This is a genomic window from Halobacteria archaeon AArc-dxtr1 (genome assembly GCA_025517425.1).
Taxonomy (GTDB): Archaea; Halobacteriota; Halobacteria; order Halobacteriales; family Natrialbaceae; genus Halostagnicola.
The window spans coordinates 1,259,708-1,277,083 of the sequence record JAOPJY010000001.1; the positions used below are offsets into that span (position 1 = coordinate 1,259,708).

Below are 17,376 nucleotides of genomic sequence, written 5' to 3' on the forward strand. Positions count from 1 at the left end.
TCGTTGGACATCACCGGGGTTCGAATTCTGGTAGCTGTGATCGATGTACCCCTAAAGAGTGAGCGGCTGGTGCTCTCGCCGCCGTTTTCGTCTACTGGACCAGATCGGCCTTTTGTCCCGGCTTCCAAGGGTCGCGTATGACACCACGCGAATGCTCGCGAATCGGTAGCGAACGGACAGTCACTCGACGAACGATGCTCGCGGGAACCACACTGGTCGCTCTCGGTTCGCTCGCCGGCTGTCTCGACGACGACGAGAACGGCGACGACGATGGAAACGGCAACGGCAATGGTAACGGCAACGACGACGAGAACGGGAACGGCAACGAGAACGGCAACGGAGACCAAAACGACAACGGCGACGAGAACGACGACGAAAATGGCGACGAAAACGGCAACGATAACGGCGACGAAAACGGCGACGAAGAGGAACTGTTCGAGATCGATCCGGGAACGACGATCGAGTTCGACGGCATCACCAGCGGCTGGATCGGCATCGAACCCGACGAGATTGCGGGCGTCTCGAACCCGACACTCGTTCTCGAGGAGGGCGAGGTGTACGAGATCGGCTGGAGCATGGGCGACGGCACCTTTCACAACATCGCCATTCGAGACGAGGAAGCCCAGATCGTCGACAATCTCAGGACTCCCGAGGTGAGCGATCCCGGTGAGGACCAGTGGCTCGAGTTCGAAGCCAGCGAGGAGATGGCCCAATACGTCTGCGAGCCACATTCCGGACTGATGGTCGGCGAGATCGTCGTCGAGTAGCACTACGTTTCGCCCCTCCGGTCGCCCGAAGACGTTTACCGGTTGGCTGCTTCGTCGTGGTGGCCGAGCGTGCCGAGTCGAACCCGCGAGTCCTCGCTCGACCCGTCGGCACCTGCGTCCAGCGCGTACAACGTTCCGCCGATCGTGCCGACGTAGACGATCCCGTCCGCGACCGTCGGCGAGGACCGTATCGCTCTCTCGGCCATGAACGACCACACTTCCTCACCCGCCTCCGCATCCACAGCGACCAGCGTATCCCACGAGATGTGGAAGGCGAGTCCGCCGGCGACAGTCGGCGACGAGGTGTTTGCGTACTCCGTTTCGGCGGATGGCCACACCCGGTCACCGGTCTCCGCGTCGATCGCGACGTTTCCTACGTACACTGTCCCGTCGGCGACCGTCGGTGACGAGGTCACCCCCACAGTGGGCTCGTCGAACGCCCACTCCCGCTCGCCCGTCTCCGCGTCTACCGCGTACAGCGTCCTGTCGTTCGCCCCGACGTAGACCGTTCCGTCCGCGACCGTCGGCGACGACTGCATCGGATTGGCCGGCTCGGTAAAGTTCCACTCCTGCTCGCCCGTCTCCGCGTCTACCGCGTACAGCGTCCCGTCGTCCGCCCCGACGTAGACCGTTTCGCCAGCGACCGTTGGCGACGACCGGATATGATTGAGTCGTATCGAATGCGACGGCTCGGTAAAGACCCACTCTTGCTCGCCCGTCGCCGCGTCTACCGCGTACAGCGAGCTGTCATCGGATCCGACGTAGACCGTCCCGTCCGCGACCGATGGAGAGGAGTGGATCTCATCCTCGGACTGGGTAAAAGCCCACTCTTGCTCGCCGGCCTCGGTATCGACGGCGTACAGCGTGCCGTCGACTGAGCCGACGTAGACAATCTCGTCCGCAACCGCTGGTGAGGAGTACACTTCCTCGGACGGCTCGGTAAAGGCCCACTCCCGGTCGCCCGTCTCCGCGTCTACCGCGTACAGCGTCCCGTCGTACGATCCGACGTAGACAGTCCCATCGACGATCGTCGGCGACGACCGGATGGCGTAGACTGGGTCGTCAAACTCCCAGCGGACGGTGCCAGCGCCGGAGTCGCCGTAGAGGCCCACACATCCGGCGACCGAAGCGAGTCCCATTCCGGCGGTGGTCCGGAGCAGGTGACGCCGATTCAACCCCTTCCCGAAACCATTGGCCATTCTGACTAGTGTCCATCTACTTACCAATAAAAAGGTATGGATTTGAAATGGGTTGCAGATTCTTCGCACCGCCCCAGTTCTCATCGACTGATTTGAATGTATTGAGGCAACCACCCATACCGAGGAGACGATCCGAGCTACGTTGAGCGATCCCGGTTCGGTACCAACACCTCCGCTCTTGAACGCGAGTTGTACGAGCGACGCTAAATAAGAAATTGCGCCACTAACTACTGATCAGAACAAGAGAACGAACCGTCAGAGCTCACTGTCACCGTCCCCGCACGGCGGCAGCTCCCATCGCCCCACAGCGTCGCGCCATACGTCTTCCTCGTCGGGATCGCAGACCGCCTGCCACTCTCGCGGCGACATAATGGTCGCATCGATCTCCCCGGTCTGGGCCTCGACGGGCGGATCCGTCCTGATTTTGTGCAACAGCACCCCGATATCGGGGTGTTTACGGATCCGACCCAGTGCCTCGGTCGCCTCGTCGGGCCCTAAAAACGAGAGCATACACTCTGTCAGAAGCACGTCAATTTCGTCGACACCGAACGCCTCGCGAAGCGTCTCGATTACGTCTTGGTCGCGAAGATCGGCCTGGATAACCCACTGTCGCGTCGCCTCAGGGACCGCGTCCACGGCGTCCGCCGAGGCGTCGAATCCGTAGGTAGCCACGTCGTTCGCCCGCAGTCGCTCGACGGTCGTCGCGGAGCCACAGCCCGCAATGAGGACGACCGGATCGCGGTCGTCGTCGGCGACGAACCAGGCAAACTCGGCGAGTTCCCGCGTTTCGTCGTACGTGTCACCCATACGGCCGACAGGGCGGGGAGGCGAAAAAGCGTCTCGGTCGGCGGCGTTCGGAAGAACGTCCCGGCCGAATTCGCGTGATCCCTTACTCGGCGTACAGCGCCTCGATCTCGGCGATCCGATCCGGGTTCCCGAAGTACGTCGGAATGCGCTGGTGTAGGGTGTCGGGATCGGCATCGAGAATCGAACCGTGTCCGGTCGACGAGCGCCCACCCGCCGTTTCGACGATGTGGGCGATCGGGTTCGATTCGTACTGGAGCCGCAGGACGCCGTCGGGACCGCCCGATTGTGGGGGGTACGCGAGGAGACCACCGCGGTCGAGCAGGTGGGCAACGTCGCCCACCATCGCCCCCGTGTACCGGAGCTTGTGCGTGCGCCGAAGCTCTCGCCAGTGATCGCGCAGTTCCGGTGGCCACCCCGCAGTCGAGCGGGCAGCACCACAGATTTCCGACGTCTCGGGGATCGAGACGGGATCTGCGGAGACGACGGCACCGTCGTCGATGACGTAGCGCACGCAGCGATCGTCGGTGGCGACAGTCATCGTCGTCGTGGGGCCATAGAGCACGAACGTGCTCGCAACGAGGTCCCGGCCTCGGGCAGGAACGGAATCATCGTAGACGCCAACGACGGTGCCGGTGACGGTGTTCGGCCGGAGGTTCGAGGAGCCATCGACCGGATCGACGGCGACGGTGTAGCCCTCTCCGACGTCGAGGAGATCACTGCGCTCCTCGCTGGCGTAGGTTCCGACGGCGTCGACTGCGGTGAGTTGATCCTGCAGACGGCGGTCGACGCGGCGGTCGACGGCGAGTCGCTCGTCGCCGCTTTCGTTCTCGCCAGCGGTCTCGACGGTCGACCGTCCGGCGACGTCACAAAGCGTCCGATTGATCGTCGGCGTCACCTCGGCGAGAGCCTCGAGTATCGAGGCGACGTCTGCGTCGGCTTCGATCATCGCACCACCCGAACCGCTGGTGCCGAGGCCGAACTCAAGCGGCGACGAAGGTGGGTAGAGCCCCAAGTACGGAGCCAGCGTTCGGTTTCGAGCCCCATCAGGGATCCTCCGCGACGATCTCGACGTTCGCGGCCTCGAACGGTTCCCGCTGTGCGTCGGAGAGGGCGTCGTCGGTGATAAAACAGGTCGAGGTCGGAGTGATCGGCAAATTGGACGAAGCTCTGCTTGCCGAGTTTCGTCGTATCGGCGACAGAGCACTCGCCGCGCTCGCTGACGAGTTCGACGATTTCGCGCCTGCGGACTGCCGGTAACATCCCTAGTCGGTCGACGCTACGCGAGCCGATCCCAAAGCGTTCCCGCTTTCACTCGTTACGAGAGCCTCCGCTTGACCCGAGCGAGGAGGCTCTTCTCGCGGCGTCGTTCGAGCGCCTCCTGGTCGATAGTTCGCGTCCCGTCGGCAGGAGACGACGAGGCGGTTTGGGCCTCGGCATCGTCCGCCGCCGAGGCGACGGTTTCGTCGTTTGCAGACGCCTGCGGAGCGTCGACGGGGTCGCCGCCGGCGGCGTCGATGGCCGCCGCGATCAGGGAGTCGGCATCGTTGACGGCATCTTTGACCGTTCCCTTCACGACTGGAAGGGCTTCGAAGCGGTCCATGGGGACGGCGGTGTCGGCCGCGACGATCGTGGCCTCGGCCGCCTCGATGTCGCCGTCGGGGAGTTCGTTCTCGGCACCCATCGCCCCCTGAACCTCGACGGTGATCTCGTGGCCGCGCGCTGTGGGGGTTGTCTCTAACTTCTCGGCGGCCATCTGGCTGTGTGCGATTCCGGTCGGACAGGCTGTGACTGCAACGAATTTCAGTGGTCTGGGAGGTGGTCGCGTACGTCTCGTTCGGTCGTCGCCGCGAGCGCGCGTTCGGCAAGTTCGCTCGCGTCGGCTCGGTGCTGGCGGGTGACGGCGGCTTTCACGTCGGGAACGGTGACCGGGCTCATGCTCAGTTCGTCGAGTTCGAGGCCGACGAGCAACGCCGTGAAGGACGGATCGCCGGCCATCTCGCCGCACATTCCGATCCAGGCGTCCTCGGCGTGGGCCGCCTCGACGTTCCGTCTGATCGCGCGCAACACGGCGGGCTGACAGGGATCACGAAGTCCCGCAACCTGCTCGTTTTCGCGGGCGGCGGCCATCACGTACTGGGTGAGGTCGTTCGTCCCGATACTCAGGAAATCGACCCGCGACGCCAGTTCGCGGGCGAGGAAGACCGCGGCCGGCGTCTCGACCATCACGCCGAGTTCGGGGACGGCGTGGTCGACCCCCTCGGCGTCGAGAGCCTCGGCAACGTCGTCGACGACCGAGAGCGCGGCGTCGAGCTCCTCGACGGTCGTCACCAGCGGGAACATGACGGCGAGGGCACCCTCGTCGTGGGCTGCCGCCCGGAGCAGCGCCCGCAGCTGGGTCTCGAAGAGATCGGCGTCAGGCCCCAGAGATCGTCTGATTCCGCGCTCGCCGAGGAACGGATTCTCCTCGTCGGGCAGGTCGAGGTAGGGAATGGGCTTGTCGCCCCCGACGTCGAGCGTTCGGACGACGACCCGGCCGTCGGGAAACGTCGAGAGGGCGTCGACGTAGGTTTCGTACTGCTCGTCCTCGCCGGGCGGAGCGTCTCGATCGAGAAACAGAAACTCGGTTCGATAGAGGCCGATTCCGTCGGCTCCTTGCTCACGAGCGCCGGCCAGTTCGGTGGGCCGGCCGACGTTGGCGGCGATCTCGATGGCGGTCCCGTCGGCGGTCATCACCGGGTCGGACCGAACGTCGACGGCGTCCTCCTCGGCCGCGGCGGCGCGGCGCTCTGGAGTCGGATCGACGACGACCTCGCCGGCCTCGCCGTCGACGACGACCGTCGCGCCGTCGGCCACGTCCGAAAGCGCCTCACCGACACCGACGACGGCGGGCAGGGAGAGCGAGCGCGCGAAGATTGCGGCGTGGGAGGTCCGCCCGCCGGTGACGGTGGCGAAGCCGGCGACTCGTTCCGGATCGAGCTGGACGGTGTCACTCGGCGTGAGGCGCTCGGCGAGCAGAACTGTTCCAGGCGGTAGCTCGGCGAGAGCAGCGCCCTCGTCGCCGGTCAGGGTACGGACGAGACGGTCGCGGACGTCCCGCAGGTCGTCGGCCCGCTCTGCCATCCGGCCATCCATCCCTTCGAACTGCTCGATCGGGGCGGCAAACGCCGTCCTGACGGCGCCTTCGGCCGCCGCTCCGTCCTCGATCGCGTCCGCGACGCCGTCTTCGATCTGTGGATCGTCGAGGAACTGGATGTGGGCGTCGAAGACGCCGGCTTCCTCCTCGCCGATGCGCGCTGCGGTTCGCTCGCGTTCGTCGGCCAGGGCATCTCTGGCGCGGTCGCGAGCGTCGACGAATCGTCGCCACTCGGCGCCAGGGTCGATCGCGTCCGTCCGCGAATCCAGGGTAGCCTCCGCAACGGTATCGGCCGACTCTCCGTCGGACGGACGGTACCAGACGACGGTTCCGGCACCGCTTCGAGGTGTCACACCGGTTCCGGTAAGGGTTCGTTCGGACATGGTGTTCAGGCGTGAGGCGTGATCATTCGTGTGTGAGGGGGAGTGGTTCGTGCGTAGGGCGGACGTTGTGCTTCGACGTCTCAGTCATCGTTCAGCTCTGCTTCAGGCGACGTGAGGAGGGCTTCGAGGGCGTCTAACGCGTCCTCAGCGCCGTCGCCCTCGGCGACGAGCAGGACGTCCTCGCCGTTCTCGACGTCGAGTCCAGTCACCGCGAGCATGCTCGCCGCAGAGTGTAAGTCCTCGTCGCCGGGGCGTCCGACTCGAACCTCGGCGTCGTACATGGCGGCAGTCTGAACGAATTCGGCCGCGGGCCGCGCGTGGAGGCCGGCTTCGGGGACGACCGTGACGACGCGCTCGTGGGCAGTCATGCGATCGCCTCCCGAAGGACGGACTGCACGGCGTCCGGCGACGACGCGTCCGACAGCCCCTCGCGACCCTCGTCGTGCATCAGCGCCCGAGACAGCGAGCTGAGGATCGAGAGGTGATCCTCGGCGCCGGACTCGGGAACCAGGATCGTGAACACGAGGCGGGCGGGCTTGTCGTCCATCGCTCCGAAGTCGATGCCGCCGTCGGCGCGGGCGAAAGCGAGCGACGGGCGGCTGACAGCGTCGGTTTTCGCGTGGGGAATACCGATCCCCATCCCGACGCCGGTGGTGGTCTGTTCCTCTCGCGCGAGCAACGCCTCGAGGGCCGCCTCCCGATCCTCGACGCGTCCGTTGTCGTCGATCAGAGAGGGCAGGTGCTCGATGCAGGCCTCCTTCTGGTCGGGGGCGCCTGACAGCGAGACGTGAGCGGTCGGCAGCAACTCGTCTGCGTCGTCTGCCTCGATTGCCGTAGTCATGGATTGGAGTTGGGTCGTGTGTTCGTCTGCCCCGGTGAGCCGGGGAGGCCAGTGGTTGGTGGTAGCATACCGAACATAGTGGAGATTTCGGTCGGCAAGTGGTCAGAGAGCGTTACTGACCCGATCCGCTGACGGGACCAGTTCCCGCGGCGTCGTCGACCGTAACCTCGACGTCCGACTTGAGCGGCGTGATGACCGCGGCGGTTACGACCGCGCCAAGAGCGATACAGCCCAGGAACAGCAGCGGGTTATTCGCCAGCGGCACGACGAAGATACCTCCGTGGGGTGCGGGCATCGTCACGCCGAGTCATATCGCGGTGGCGGCGGTCACGCTGCCGGCCATGATGCTCGGAATAACCCGGAGCAGGTCGGCCGCGGCGTAGGGAATCGCCCTCAGTGATGAACGAGAAGCCGAGCGGAACGGCGGCCTTCGCGTTCTCGTCCATCTCGGGCAGATACTTGTGCGGAGCGGCGAAGTTCGACAGCGCGAGGCCCAGCGGCGGAACCATCCCGGCGATCATCACCGCGGCCATCGGCTCGGTAATGCCGTCGGCGATCAGCGCGACCCCGAAGACGTAGGCGACCTTGTTGACCGGGCCGCCCATGTCGAAGGCCATCATCGCGCCGATGATCGCACCGAGCAAGAGCGCGTGCGAGCCCTCCATGCCCGTCAACGCCGAAGTCAGCGCGCCGTCGAGCAGTGCGATTGGGACGCCGAGCATCCACCACTACCAACTAAACAGTACTGAGCATGATTGTTCCATATTTTTAATGGCGAGAAATATGTGGGGACGATCAGTAAATGCACGGCGCGCCGAATCTGCAAGGTTATACCCGGCGGGTGACAACCCGTGGGCAATGCGCGAGGAGGCGACAGCGTTCGTTCCGGGCCACGTGACGGGCTTTTTCAGTGCCCACCCGGACACGGATCCGATGAAGGCGGGATCGCGAGGCGCGGGCCTGACGCTTACCGACGGCGTCGAGGTGACCGTCTCGTCGGTCGAACGTGCCGGATCCGCGTCGCGATCGAATGGAGCGTCAGCGGAGACAGTCTGGCTCGACAGCGAGCCGATCCACGTCGAACCAGTCGAAACGGTTCTCGACGCACTCGGAGCGTCTGCCCACGTAACGGCCGAATCCGATCTCCCGCTCGGAGCCGGCTTCGGCGTCTCGGGAGCGATGGCGCTGGGAACAGCACTGGCAGCAAACCGGGTGTTCGGCGAACATCGGTCGGAGAACGAACTCGTGGCGCTCGCCCATTGTGCGGAAGTCGAAGCTGGAACTGGCCTGGGCGACGTGGTTGCCCAGGCTCGCGGCGGCGCCCCGATTCGACTCGAACCGGGGGCGCCGGCACGCAACGAACTCGACGCCATCCCGGAGCGCTCGCGAGTCGAGTACGTTGCCTTCGACGAACTCTCGACGGCCGACGTACTCGCAGGTGATACCGAGACGCTGTCGGCAGCCGGGGAACGTGCGCTCTCGAGGCTGGTCGATGATCCGACGCTGCCCGCGCTCGTGCGCACCTCGAGACAGTTCGCCCGCGAGGCCGACCTGCTCACGCCCCGAGTCGAGACGGCGATCGAGGCCACCGCCGATGCGGGTGGCGAGGCGTCGATGGCGATGCTCGGCGAGACGGTCTTCGCGCTCGGAACCGGGCTCACGGATGCGGGGTATGATCCTGCGGTCTGTGAAACGCACTCGGCAGGCGCAGTGTTACACTAAGCACTCGGGAGTCCAGGACGCGAGGCTGGTATTGCCGACGTCGGCGAGCGCGAGGACAGCGAAACCACCCGCCAGAGCGCGCTTCGCTGCGACGACCTGTCCTGCGGGCTGATTGTACACACAATTGTAAATACATACACATGTGTGAAACCATTAAGATAACGATCGTCCATACGTACCTGTATGGGAGACAATACCATACAGATCGATCGGCGCGGAGTGCTCCGAGGAACGGGCGGCGCTGCTGCGGTCGTCGTTGGACTGGGAAGTATCGGCGGCGCGAGCGCACAGGAAGCGCTCTCAGTCACCGCCGTCTGGACGGACGACGAGGAAGAAGACTTCCTCGCGGTAGTCGACTACGCCGAAGACGAGACCGGACTCGAGATCTCGTACGCACCGCGGGATACCGAGACACTCCTGACCGAGACGCTGATGGACTACGAGGTGGGCGTCGCAACCGCGGACATCGTCGTCTTACCGACGGAGGGACGAGTGCGACGCGACGGCGGAGCCGGCCACCTCGAACCGCTGGATGACCTGTGGGACGAGGACGACTACACGACGGACTACGGACCCGTCACGGTCGACGGTGAGGTCTACGCCGCACCCTTCGGCGGCGATATCAAGCCCGGCTTCTGGTACCGGCCGTCGTTCTTCGAGGAGCACGACCTCGAAGAGCCCGACGACTACGACGCTTTTCTCGATCTGCTCGAGGAGATCGACGGGATCGACGGCGTCGAGGCACCGCTGGCATCGGGCAACGGCGATGGCTGGCCGTTGAGCGACGTGACGGAGGCGTTTATCCTTCGCCAAGAGGACGGCGCCCAGCTGCAGGTCGATCTCATCGAGGGTGACGCCTCGTTCACCGACGACCGCGTCGTCACTGCCTTCGAAGAGCTACAGGAACTCCTCCAGGCGGGATACTTCAGCGAGGTTCGAGACTTCGGCATCCAGTACGAGTTCTTCTGGGCGAACGAGACGCCGCTATACTTCATGGGCTCGTGGACGCCAGCGTTCGGTGCGATCGACGATCCTGAAGATCTGGATTACTTCATGCTTCCCGGCGCGGAGGCGATGGTGACGAGTATCAACTGGTTCACCGTCCCAGCGTACGCCCCAGACATCGACGCGGCCCGAGACGCGGTCGAGGCAATTATCTCGCCTGAAGGCCAGGAGGTCTGGACCGAACGCGGCGGGTTCGTTCCGACGGCACTCGACGTTCCCGACGACGCCTTCGACCTCGAGGTCATGCAGGACATCTCGGAGCAGGCCGACGAGGTCGAACTCGTCCCGGACTTAGATGACGCGCTGGGCGATCCGTTCCAGGCGGAGTTCTGGTCGCAGTTGCTCGGCCTCTGGGCGGAGCCAGATCAGGACGTCCAGTCGATCACCGAATCACTCGACAGCGTGTTACAGGAGACCGTCGAGGAGTGACGTGACCGAACCGAGCGAGGGTGGAAACGTCGGTCGCGGGGGCGCCGACAGCGACGGCGATCGAAGCGGGGCGGGAAGCGACGCTGATCGCGTTTCTGCGGTTAGCGACGGCGGTGTCGAGGACGGATCCGGGAGGACAGTCGGGGCGGGCGATAGCGACAGCAGTGTACTCGATCCACTCCTCGTCGTCGGACAAGAGATTCGACGCAGCAGCGCCAACGCCGTCGCTGTCGACGTGCTGTACCTGTTCACGACGGCGTTTTTCGCCACGCTCGCGATACGCGGGTTCTGGCCGGCAATGATCGCCGCACTTCCCCTCGCCGTGTTGCTCGCGTTCGCCTTGATGTCCTCACGGCTGTTCTTCATCACGAACGTGATCGTCCTGGCTCTGACCGTGGCAGCGACGCGGGCTGGCTACGTCCCGCTGTGACAGTGGCTATTGTTGCCACAGAACGTCAATGCACACCTGATCGACAGACAGATCGGCGATCAGTATGGAAATCGGTTCAGTTGTTACGATAGTAGCAGTTTATTCGTTCGAAATTGACACTGTTACTTCCGTTCAATACAGGGCAAGCAATTGTCGAAGCAGCTATCCATCTATCCAAATTGTATTAAAAGACGGCTGCTGAGTAGAGAGTGTATGCACGACAAACCGGATCGATCAAATCGGTGTTGTCGTCCAGTCCACACTCGGAACACTCGAAGCGTCCCTACGTTTCACGGACGCCCTCGCAGGCACAGCGGTTGAACGTTTTTTACGTGCTGCATCCCGAACATCTACCAATAGCAGTAATTTTAGAAAAGTAATTTACCTTCTAAACCGAACAGAGTACCACTCATCCTCATACAGGACGTAGTACTCTTCTCGGTGAAGATCCCGACTACTTTCTGGTGTGTCCTCAATCTCGTCTTGAAGTTGATTGTACCCTTCATATTCTGGTGTACTCTGTGGGCCGTCATCCTGTTCACAAGTCTCAAACCGAAGGCTTCCACCAGCCTGTTTCGTCTCGTTGATTAGATATGACGCGTCGTCATCTACATGAGATAACTCAGTCCCATATTTTTCCAGAACATTGTCAATAAACTGTTCGGTAGATTCTGCAGGGGTAGCTGATAGCTGAATTCTGTTCACGGTCGCTGACTCCTCATCACCTCTCTCAGCTTCCAAGTAACTACCGTGAAAGTCGATGTACTGGTGGTCAAGGCCATCGACGAGTAGCGATTCTGAATGATCGTCTGCGTCAAGATATCCCGCAGTAACTGCCGTTGAAACGTTTAGATCAACTTCCCCATCGTCGTTGAATTCGACTGCATCAGTGATTCGCCACTGGTCGTGGCGAGGAAGATCTGTAATCGACAGGGCCTCGTCATCAGAAACCGTAGTGTGATGTTGTCCTGAAATAGTGTACTGAGGCCCGGTCACTTCGTTCTCTTCCAGTACCTCCTCCTCTATCCAATAGAACTGCTCTTCCTCTCGAAAGTGAGTACGTTCATCTAGCAGTGATGCAGCCATCGTTTCTATGATAACCTCCTCCTCATCAAGGAGTCGGGAAACGAGATCCTCAAGCAGCGGATTATAGGCTACATCGGTCATTGTGGATGCCTCCTGCTTTGCGATCTCTGCTGGCGAAATCTCCTGAAAATGGAATCTGCGGCTACCCCCCAGACAACCTTCACAGCCGGCGAGGACAACCGCACCTGCAGCAGCTGCCCCGGCAAGTATTTCCCGACGGTACATGTCTGAAAAACATCCACTTTTGCATATATGTTTTGTGGGGTGGATGGTGTTGTACGAGACATGAGCAAACGAAGGATCTACGCTGGAAATATCGACGATCCAGCGTTCGGTTTCGCTACCAGTGAGTCACGCTCGCGTCGTTCAGGTGGACGCGCGATTTGCACACGTTACGAACTTCCCGACCGATTACCCCTTACGTAGATCGAGTCCAAGCTCGTGACACATTCGCGCCCTGTATTCATGACGGCTCTTCAAAAATATACGAAGACTGTCGGGAATCTCTGCGGTCAGTAAGCACGTGTACTAACCGAATCCACCACCAACTGGTACGCACAGAACTGTGAACCAACGCCGAAAAGAAGGGGATCAGTCCGCCACGGCGGCGACCATCCCACGCTTGTAGTACCGCTCCAGTATCAGGAACAAGAGCACGGGCACGGCCATCGTCAGGATCGATCCCGCAGCGATCATCCCCCACTCGACCTGGATGCGCCCGCGCATCAGCGGGAGAACCTGTGGCGCGAGGTAGAGTTCTGGCGAGCGCATGAACACCAGCGGGAAGAAGAAGGCGTTCCAGACCCAGGTGAACTGGATGACCGCGACCGAGACGAGCGCTGGCGTCGACAGCGGGAGGATGATCGTCCGGAAGATCTGGTAGCGCGAGGCGCCGTCGATGCGCGCGGCCTCCTCTAGCTCCTTTGGAATCCCGAGCAGGTAGTTCCGGAGGAAGAGGACGACCCAGCCCAGTCCCCAGCCGATGTGGATCAGTATCAGCCCCATATAGGTGTCGAACAGCCCCATCTCCCGCAGGGCGTTGTAGTTGCCCATCGCGACCAGTTCTGGGGGCGCAGCCATCACCAGCAGGATGAGGAAAAACAGCGTCGTCTTCAGCGGAAACTCGAACCGGGCGAAGGGGTACGCCGCCATCACGCCGAGGAGCATGACGACGAGTACGGCAGGGATCGTGACGAGGAACGTATTGAGCAGCGCCTGACTCAGCGGGGCGGTGCTGTAGTTCCAGGCCTGGACGTAGTTCTCGAAGGTAATCGTCATCCCCTCTAGGTGCCACCAGCCGCCGATAATCTCCGGGAGCGGCCGGATCGACGCCATGAACAGGCCGAGAAACGGAACGATCCAGAGAACGGCGACGGTAATCGCGACAGCGTACTTCAGAGTTCTCCGTCTCGTGGGAACCGCGTCGGCGAGGCGCTGTTGCCAGGTTAGATTCGGATCAGGAGCCGTCTCGGGGACGTCCTCCATTCGCAGGTAGCGGTCGGTGCCGGCGCCGTCGGTTCTCGCGTTGGAGTCTGTTTCCGCCTCTGCGTCGGCCGGGAGGCTCGATTCTGCGTCGGTGTCAGTCGAGTCGGGGGAGTCGTCGTTGCTCATGTCGGATTACCTCATGCGGGCGATGTACAGTGCGAGTGGCGCGACGATGAACAGCTGAATCAGCGCCACGACCATTGCCATCCCGTAGTCTATTTCCGGCCGGAAGGCGGCTCGGTACACCTCGATTCCAAGTACGGAATACGCGTGGTTCGGTCCGCCTGCCGCGCCGCCGGCCGCGTAGACGATGTCGAACATGCGCATCACCCAGATGATGCCCATAATGACGACGACGGCGGTCACCGGCTTCACCAACGGCCAGATAATGTCCCAGAACCGCCGCCACGGGCCAGCACCGTCGACTTTGGCCGACTCGATCAGAGACGGATCGATGGCCGAAAGCGACGAACTGTACAGCAGCATGCTAAAGCCGGTGTGAACCCAGATCCCGCCCGCGATGAGTGCGTAGATCGCTACCTGTGGCGACTGCGTCCAGTTGCGGACCCACTGGTCCTGTCCGAGCACCCGAAGCACCTCGTTGAAGATCCCGGCCTGAGGATCGTAGACGAACAGCAGAACTAGTCCGATGACGATCGGCGGGACGGTAAAGCCCACAAACACCATCGACCGGAGGATGCGCCGCCCCTTCAGGTCCGCAAACAGCAGCGCCAGCCCGAGGCCGAGGAAGGTGCTCGCGGGGACGTGGACGACGACCCACAGGAGATTGTGGGTGAGCGCGCCCATCGGATACCGAAACTCCTGAATATTCGACCAGTGGACGATGAGTGGATCGGTGAGCGATCGGGTCCAGTTGTCGAATCCGACGAAATTCTCCATCGTGAACGTGTCCCATGCGTAGAAGCTCCCGATCGCGGAGTAGACGATCGGTCCGACGGAGAAGATCCCGAAAAGCGTGAGGCCAGGGACCAGAAACACAATGATAGCGATCGCTTTCTCGCGGTCGATATCCAGACCGATTCCCAGGTCACGATCGGTGTCGGCGGATTCGAATCTGTCTCGTAAGCTCATGACTGCGCCTCAGCTGTGCCCTCCGACCAGTGTCCCATCTGCGTCATAGAGGTACGCGTCGCCGTCGTCGAACGTCAGATAGACGGGGTCGCCCCGTCGGACGGTCGACTCAGATACCTTGGTGTGGACGATCTGGTCGTTGACAGAGACGTTGACGAGGTCGTACTCACCGAGCGGTTCGATCGTGTCGACAGTCCCCGCAATCGCGTGTCCCGACGACGGTTTCGTGGTAGCGACGGTGAGATCCTCGGGCCGAACGCCGAGCGAGACGTCACCGCGCGTACCGTGGGTCACCACGCCGGTCGTACTCGCCTCGTTCCCGCCAGTCTCCAGGACAGCCTCGTCGCCGTCGGCCCCAACGATGGCTTCGTCGGCGGGCAAGAGGCCGGCAATCTCGACGGATCCCGCCTCGCCGAGATCGATTGCCCCATTTTGGCGCGTCCCTCGAAACAGGTTCATCGGCGGTGAACCGATAAATCGGGCGACCCACGCCGTTCGCGGACGCTCGTAGAGTTCCTTCGGCGGGGCGATCTGCTGAATCGTCCCCTGGTTCATGACCACAACCCGGTCGGCCATGCTCATCGCCTCCTCCTGGTTGTGCGTGACGTAGATCGTCGTGATGTCGAGCTCGTTCTGGAGGCGTTTTAACTCGATGCGCATCTCCTGGCGGAGCTTCGCGTCTAAGTTCGACAGCGGCTCGTCTAAGAGAAACACCGTCGGCTCGCGGACGATCGCACGGGCCAGCGCGACTCGCTGGCGCTGTCCACCCGAGAGCGCCGCCGGCTTCTTGTCGACCTGATCTTCGATGTGTAACAACGCAGTTACCTCCTCGACCTTCTGATCGCGTTCGTCGGGCGAGAAGCCACGAACCTTCAGCGGATAGCCGATGTTCTCTGCGACAGTCATGTGTGGGTACAGCGCGTAGTTCTGGAAGACCATCGCGACGTTCCGATCGCTCGACGACCGCCCGTCGACGCGCTCGTCGTCGAAGTAGATCGCCCCCTCGGAAGGCTGTTCGAGGCCGGCAATGAGCCGAAGCGCCGTCGTCTTGCCACAGCCCGACGGTCCGAGAAAGGCGAGAAACTCGCCGTCTTCGACCTCGAGCGAGAGCCGGTAGTTCGCGACGGTGCCCCCCACATCGAAGTATTTGCTAACGCCCTCCATGAGAACCGATGCCATGAGGATAGTGTACGCCGGATTCACCCATTAATCCCACCTGTACCGCCAGAAATAGTGATATGAGCGTTCTGCAGAACGACAGTCCAGACCGAGGTTTCAGTCGGCAGGAGAAGTCGGCCAGCCGAGAGATCTCTCGGCCGTCGAACTGCGGCGACAGTGGGCGGAGTAATCGGGGAACGGCCCGATGACGGCGACCGTGGCACGACGAGGCTACGCTCACCGCCGATCGGTCGGCTTTTTATCGGCGACCCCTACCCCTCTGACGTGAGCGAGCACGATCCTGCGCCCGCCGAGGTCGACCACGAAGAGGAGCTTCCCGAAGAGCACCCGCGGTACCAGGACCTGCTCACGCGCCACCGGATCGAGGCGGGGGTCAGGAAGGGGATCACGCACCTCCAGGGGATGCACGCCGAGGGGCGAGGGAGTGCCTTCGACTATCTGCTGGGCGAGGAGACGATCCCGAGCGCCGACGCCGCCGAGCGCGCCGCCGCCGCCAACCTGCTGCTCGCCGAGAAACCGGTCCTCTCGATCAACGGCAACGTCGCCGCGCTCGTCCCCGGCGAGATGGTCGCGCTCGCTGAGGCCGTCGACGCCGACCTCGAAATCAATCTCTTCAACCGGACGCCCGAGCGAATCGACGCCATCGCTGATCACCTACGAGAGCACGGCGCCACGGATGTGAAGGGGATCGAGGCCGACGCACGGATTCCAAATCTCGAGCACGAACGCGCGAAGGTCGATTCAGCTGGCATCCACGCCGCAGACGTCGTCCTCGTCCCCTTAGAGGACGGCGACCGGGCGGAGGCGCTGTCGGCGATGGGGAAAACCGAGATCGTGATCGACCTCAATCCCCTCTCGCGATCCCCGCAGGTCGCAGACGTCCCGATCGTCGACAACATCATCCGAGCAGTCCCGAACGTGACTGCCCGCGCGCGCGAGCTGGCGGACGCCGATCCCGAGGAACTCCGTGAGATCGTCGACGGGTTCGACCCCGAGGCGGCGCTCGAAGACGCCGAAACGCGGATCCGGTCGGGAACGCTCGCCTAACCGAACTGCTCAAATTTTGTCGGTCACGCGGGGCGAAACGCTGTTTCGTCCGCCCTCATCGCCAGCTGACTCGTCGTCAGCGCTAGACAGCGGGCCAGACTCGTCGCCGCCGATCGGAATCGCCGACTCGTCCCCGCCGTCGACCAGCGGAAGCCGCGACCGAATCGAGGCAGCCCACTCCGTCGTCTGGTAGTACGACAGCGAGAGGTACTCGCTCAGCCGTCGCTTTGCCGACGTATCGATCTCGTACTCGATTCCCTGCCCGTCGACGACCTCCCCGGCGTAGCGGTCGAACCACTGGCGAGTGAGATCGACGCCGGTCTCGGCGTCGTAGCCGCGGGCGACGTAGTGTTTGTATGGGTGGCGGATCCACGAACACTCCCAGTGGGCGTAGACGTCGACGCCGGTCTCGTTTTCCAGATCGTGGAGGACGATGTGGAGTTGCTTCGAGGCCAACGGAGAGGCCCGCCAGACCCACGAGCCCTCCGCGGTGTTACCGTCCATCCTGACCTTGAGGGCGGCGATGGGGTTGCGCGAGAAGCCCATCTCCTCAAGCGCCGCCTCGAGTTCGTCCTCCGAGCACTCGGCCGTAAGGACGTACTCTTCTGCCGAAGTGTGGCTGACGGCGTAGCCGTCGAAGGTGCCCCGAAGGAGGAAGTGAATCTGCGGGAGCAGGCTGCGCCGGACGGCGTTTATCGCATCCTCTCTGTAACCCATAGTGGCCTCGTCTGTTGGTCCGGCTTCAGTATCAGCGTTGGCCCGGCAGGAGTC

The 17,376-nt window shown here is 62.9% G+C and carries 17 protein-coding genes and 1 pseudogene; 5 read left to right on the forward strand and 13 right to left on the reverse strand.

What is annotated here, in order from left to right:
• Positions 1–137 precede the first annotated feature (137 nt).
• On the forward strand, positions 138–767 hold the full coding sequence (locus OB905_06540) for a plastocyanin/azurin family copper-binding protein (protein ID MCU4925644.1): 630 nt from the start codon (positions 138–140) through the stop codon (positions 765–767).
• Between the two features lie 35 nt (positions 768–802).
• Here the strand turns inward: OB905_06540 and OB905_06545 are convergent, their stop codons facing one another.
• The 8 genes and pseudogenes from OB905_06545 to OB905_06580 form a co-directional block, all read right to left on the reverse strand.
• Entirely contained in the window at positions 803–1,966 is a 1,164-nt protein-coding gene (locus OB905_06545) for a PQQ-binding-like beta-propeller repeat protein (protein ID MCU4925645.1), read from the reverse strand.
• Between the two features lie 255 nt (positions 1,967–2,221).
• On the reverse strand, positions 2,222–2,773 hold the full coding sequence (locus tag OB905_06550) for a class I SAM-dependent methyltransferase (protein ID MCU4925646.1): 552 nt from the start codon (positions 2,771–2,773) through the stop codon (positions 2,222–2,224).
• Between the two features lie 82 nt (positions 2,774–2,855).
• A complete protein-coding gene (locus OB905_06555) occupies positions 2,856–3,719 on the reverse strand; it encodes a fructose-1,6-bisphosphatase (protein MCU4925647.1) in 864 nt (287 codons plus the stop codon).
• 369 nt (positions 3,720–4,088) lie between these two features.
• A complete protein-coding gene (locus tag OB905_06560) occupies positions 4,089–4,577 on the reverse strand; it encodes a fructose PTS transporter subunit IIB (GenBank protein ID MCU4925648.1) in 489 nt (162 codons plus the stop codon).
• Positions 4,574–6,289 carry a phosphoenolpyruvate--protein phosphotransferase gene (ptsP, locus tag OB905_06565; GenBank protein MCU4925649.1) on the reverse strand — a complete coding sequence of 572 codons (1,716 nt, stop codon included), beginning with the start codon at positions 6,287–6,289 and terminating at the stop codon, positions 4,574–4,576. Before ptsP ends, OB905_06560 begins: the two co-directional genes overlap by 4 nt.
• An 80-nt stretch (positions 6,290–6,369) precedes the next feature.
• Positions 6,370–6,657 (reverse strand): HPr family phosphocarrier protein, encoded by a 288-nt coding sequence (locus tag OB905_06570; GenBank protein ID MCU4925650.1) that lies wholly within the window; start codon positions 6,655–6,657, stop codon positions 6,370–6,372.
• Complete coding sequence (locus OB905_06575) at positions 6,654–7,130, reverse strand: fructose PTS transporter subunit IIA (protein ID MCU4925651.1); 477 nt, start codon at positions 7,128–7,130, stop codon at positions 6,654–6,656. Before OB905_06575 ends, OB905_06570 begins: the two co-directional genes overlap by 4 nt.
• Positions 7,131–7,242: 112 nt before the next feature.
• A pseudogene (locus OB905_06580) lies at positions 7,243–7,855 on the reverse strand (PTS fructose transporter subunit IIC).
• 133 nt (positions 7,856–7,988) lie between these two features.
• Between OB905_06580 and OB905_06585 the strand changes: the two are divergent.
• The 3 genes from OB905_06585 (at position 7,989) to OB905_06595 (ending at position 10,716) form a co-directional block, all read left to right on the forward strand.
• A complete protein-coding gene (locus tag OB905_06585; protein ID MCU4925652.1) occupies positions 7,989–8,852 on the forward strand; it encodes a pantoate kinase in 864 nt (287 codons plus the stop codon).
• Positions 8,853–9,035: 183 nt separating this feature from the next.
• A complete protein-coding gene (locus tag OB905_06590) occupies positions 9,036–10,286 on the forward strand; it encodes an ABC transporter substrate-binding protein (GenBank protein ID MCU4925653.1) in 1,251 nt (416 codons plus the stop codon).
• Between the two features lies 1 nt (position 10,287).
• Positions 10,288–10,716, forward strand: a complete 429-nt coding sequence (locus tag OB905_06595; GenBank protein MCU4925654.1) for a hypothetical protein — start codon at positions 10,288–10,290, stop codon at positions 10,714–10,716.
• Positions 10,717–11,097: 381 nt separating this feature from the next.
• Here OB905_06595 and OB905_06600 read toward each other — a convergent pair whose 3' ends face one another.
• From OB905_06600 to OB905_06615, 4 genes are all read right to left on the reverse strand, one after another.
• A complete protein-coding gene (locus OB905_06600; GenBank protein MCU4925655.1) occupies positions 11,098–12,027 on the reverse strand; it encodes a hypothetical protein in 930 nt (309 codons plus the stop codon).
• 366 nt (positions 12,028–12,393) lie between these two features.
• Positions 12,394–13,413: a carbohydrate ABC transporter permease gene (locus OB905_06605; GenBank protein ID MCU4925656.1), complete on the reverse strand. Its 1,020-nt coding sequence runs from the start codon at positions 13,411–13,413 to the stop codon at positions 12,394–12,396.
• A 6-nt stretch (positions 13,414–13,419) separates the two neighbouring features.
• Positions 13,420–14,379, reverse strand: coding sequence for a sugar ABC transporter permease (locus tag OB905_06610; protein ID MCU4925657.1), 960 nt, complete (start codon positions 14,377–14,379; stop codon positions 13,420–13,422).
• 9 nt (positions 14,380–14,388) lie between these two features.
• Positions 14,389–15,543: an ABC transporter ATP-binding protein gene (locus tag OB905_06615; protein MCU4925658.1), complete on the reverse strand. Its 1,155-nt coding sequence runs from the start codon at positions 15,541–15,543 to the stop codon at positions 14,389–14,391.
• A gap of 279 nt (positions 15,544–15,822) precedes the next feature.
• Between OB905_06615 and OB905_06620 the strand changes: the two genes are divergently transcribed.
• Positions 15,823–16,605, forward strand: coding sequence for a 4-phosphopantoate--beta-alanine ligase (locus OB905_06620; GenBank protein MCU4925659.1), 783 nt, complete (start codon positions 15,823–15,825; stop codon positions 16,603–16,605).
• Positions 16,606–16,614: 9 nt separating this feature from the next.
• Here the strand turns inward: OB905_06620 and OB905_06625 are convergent, their stop codons facing one another.
• Positions 16,615–17,322 carry a hypothetical protein gene (locus tag OB905_06625; protein ID MCU4925660.1) on the reverse strand — a complete coding sequence of 236 codons (708 nt, stop codon included), beginning with the start codon at positions 17,320–17,322 and terminating at the stop codon, positions 16,615–16,617.
• Between the last annotated feature and the right edge of the window lie 54 nt (positions 17,323–17,376).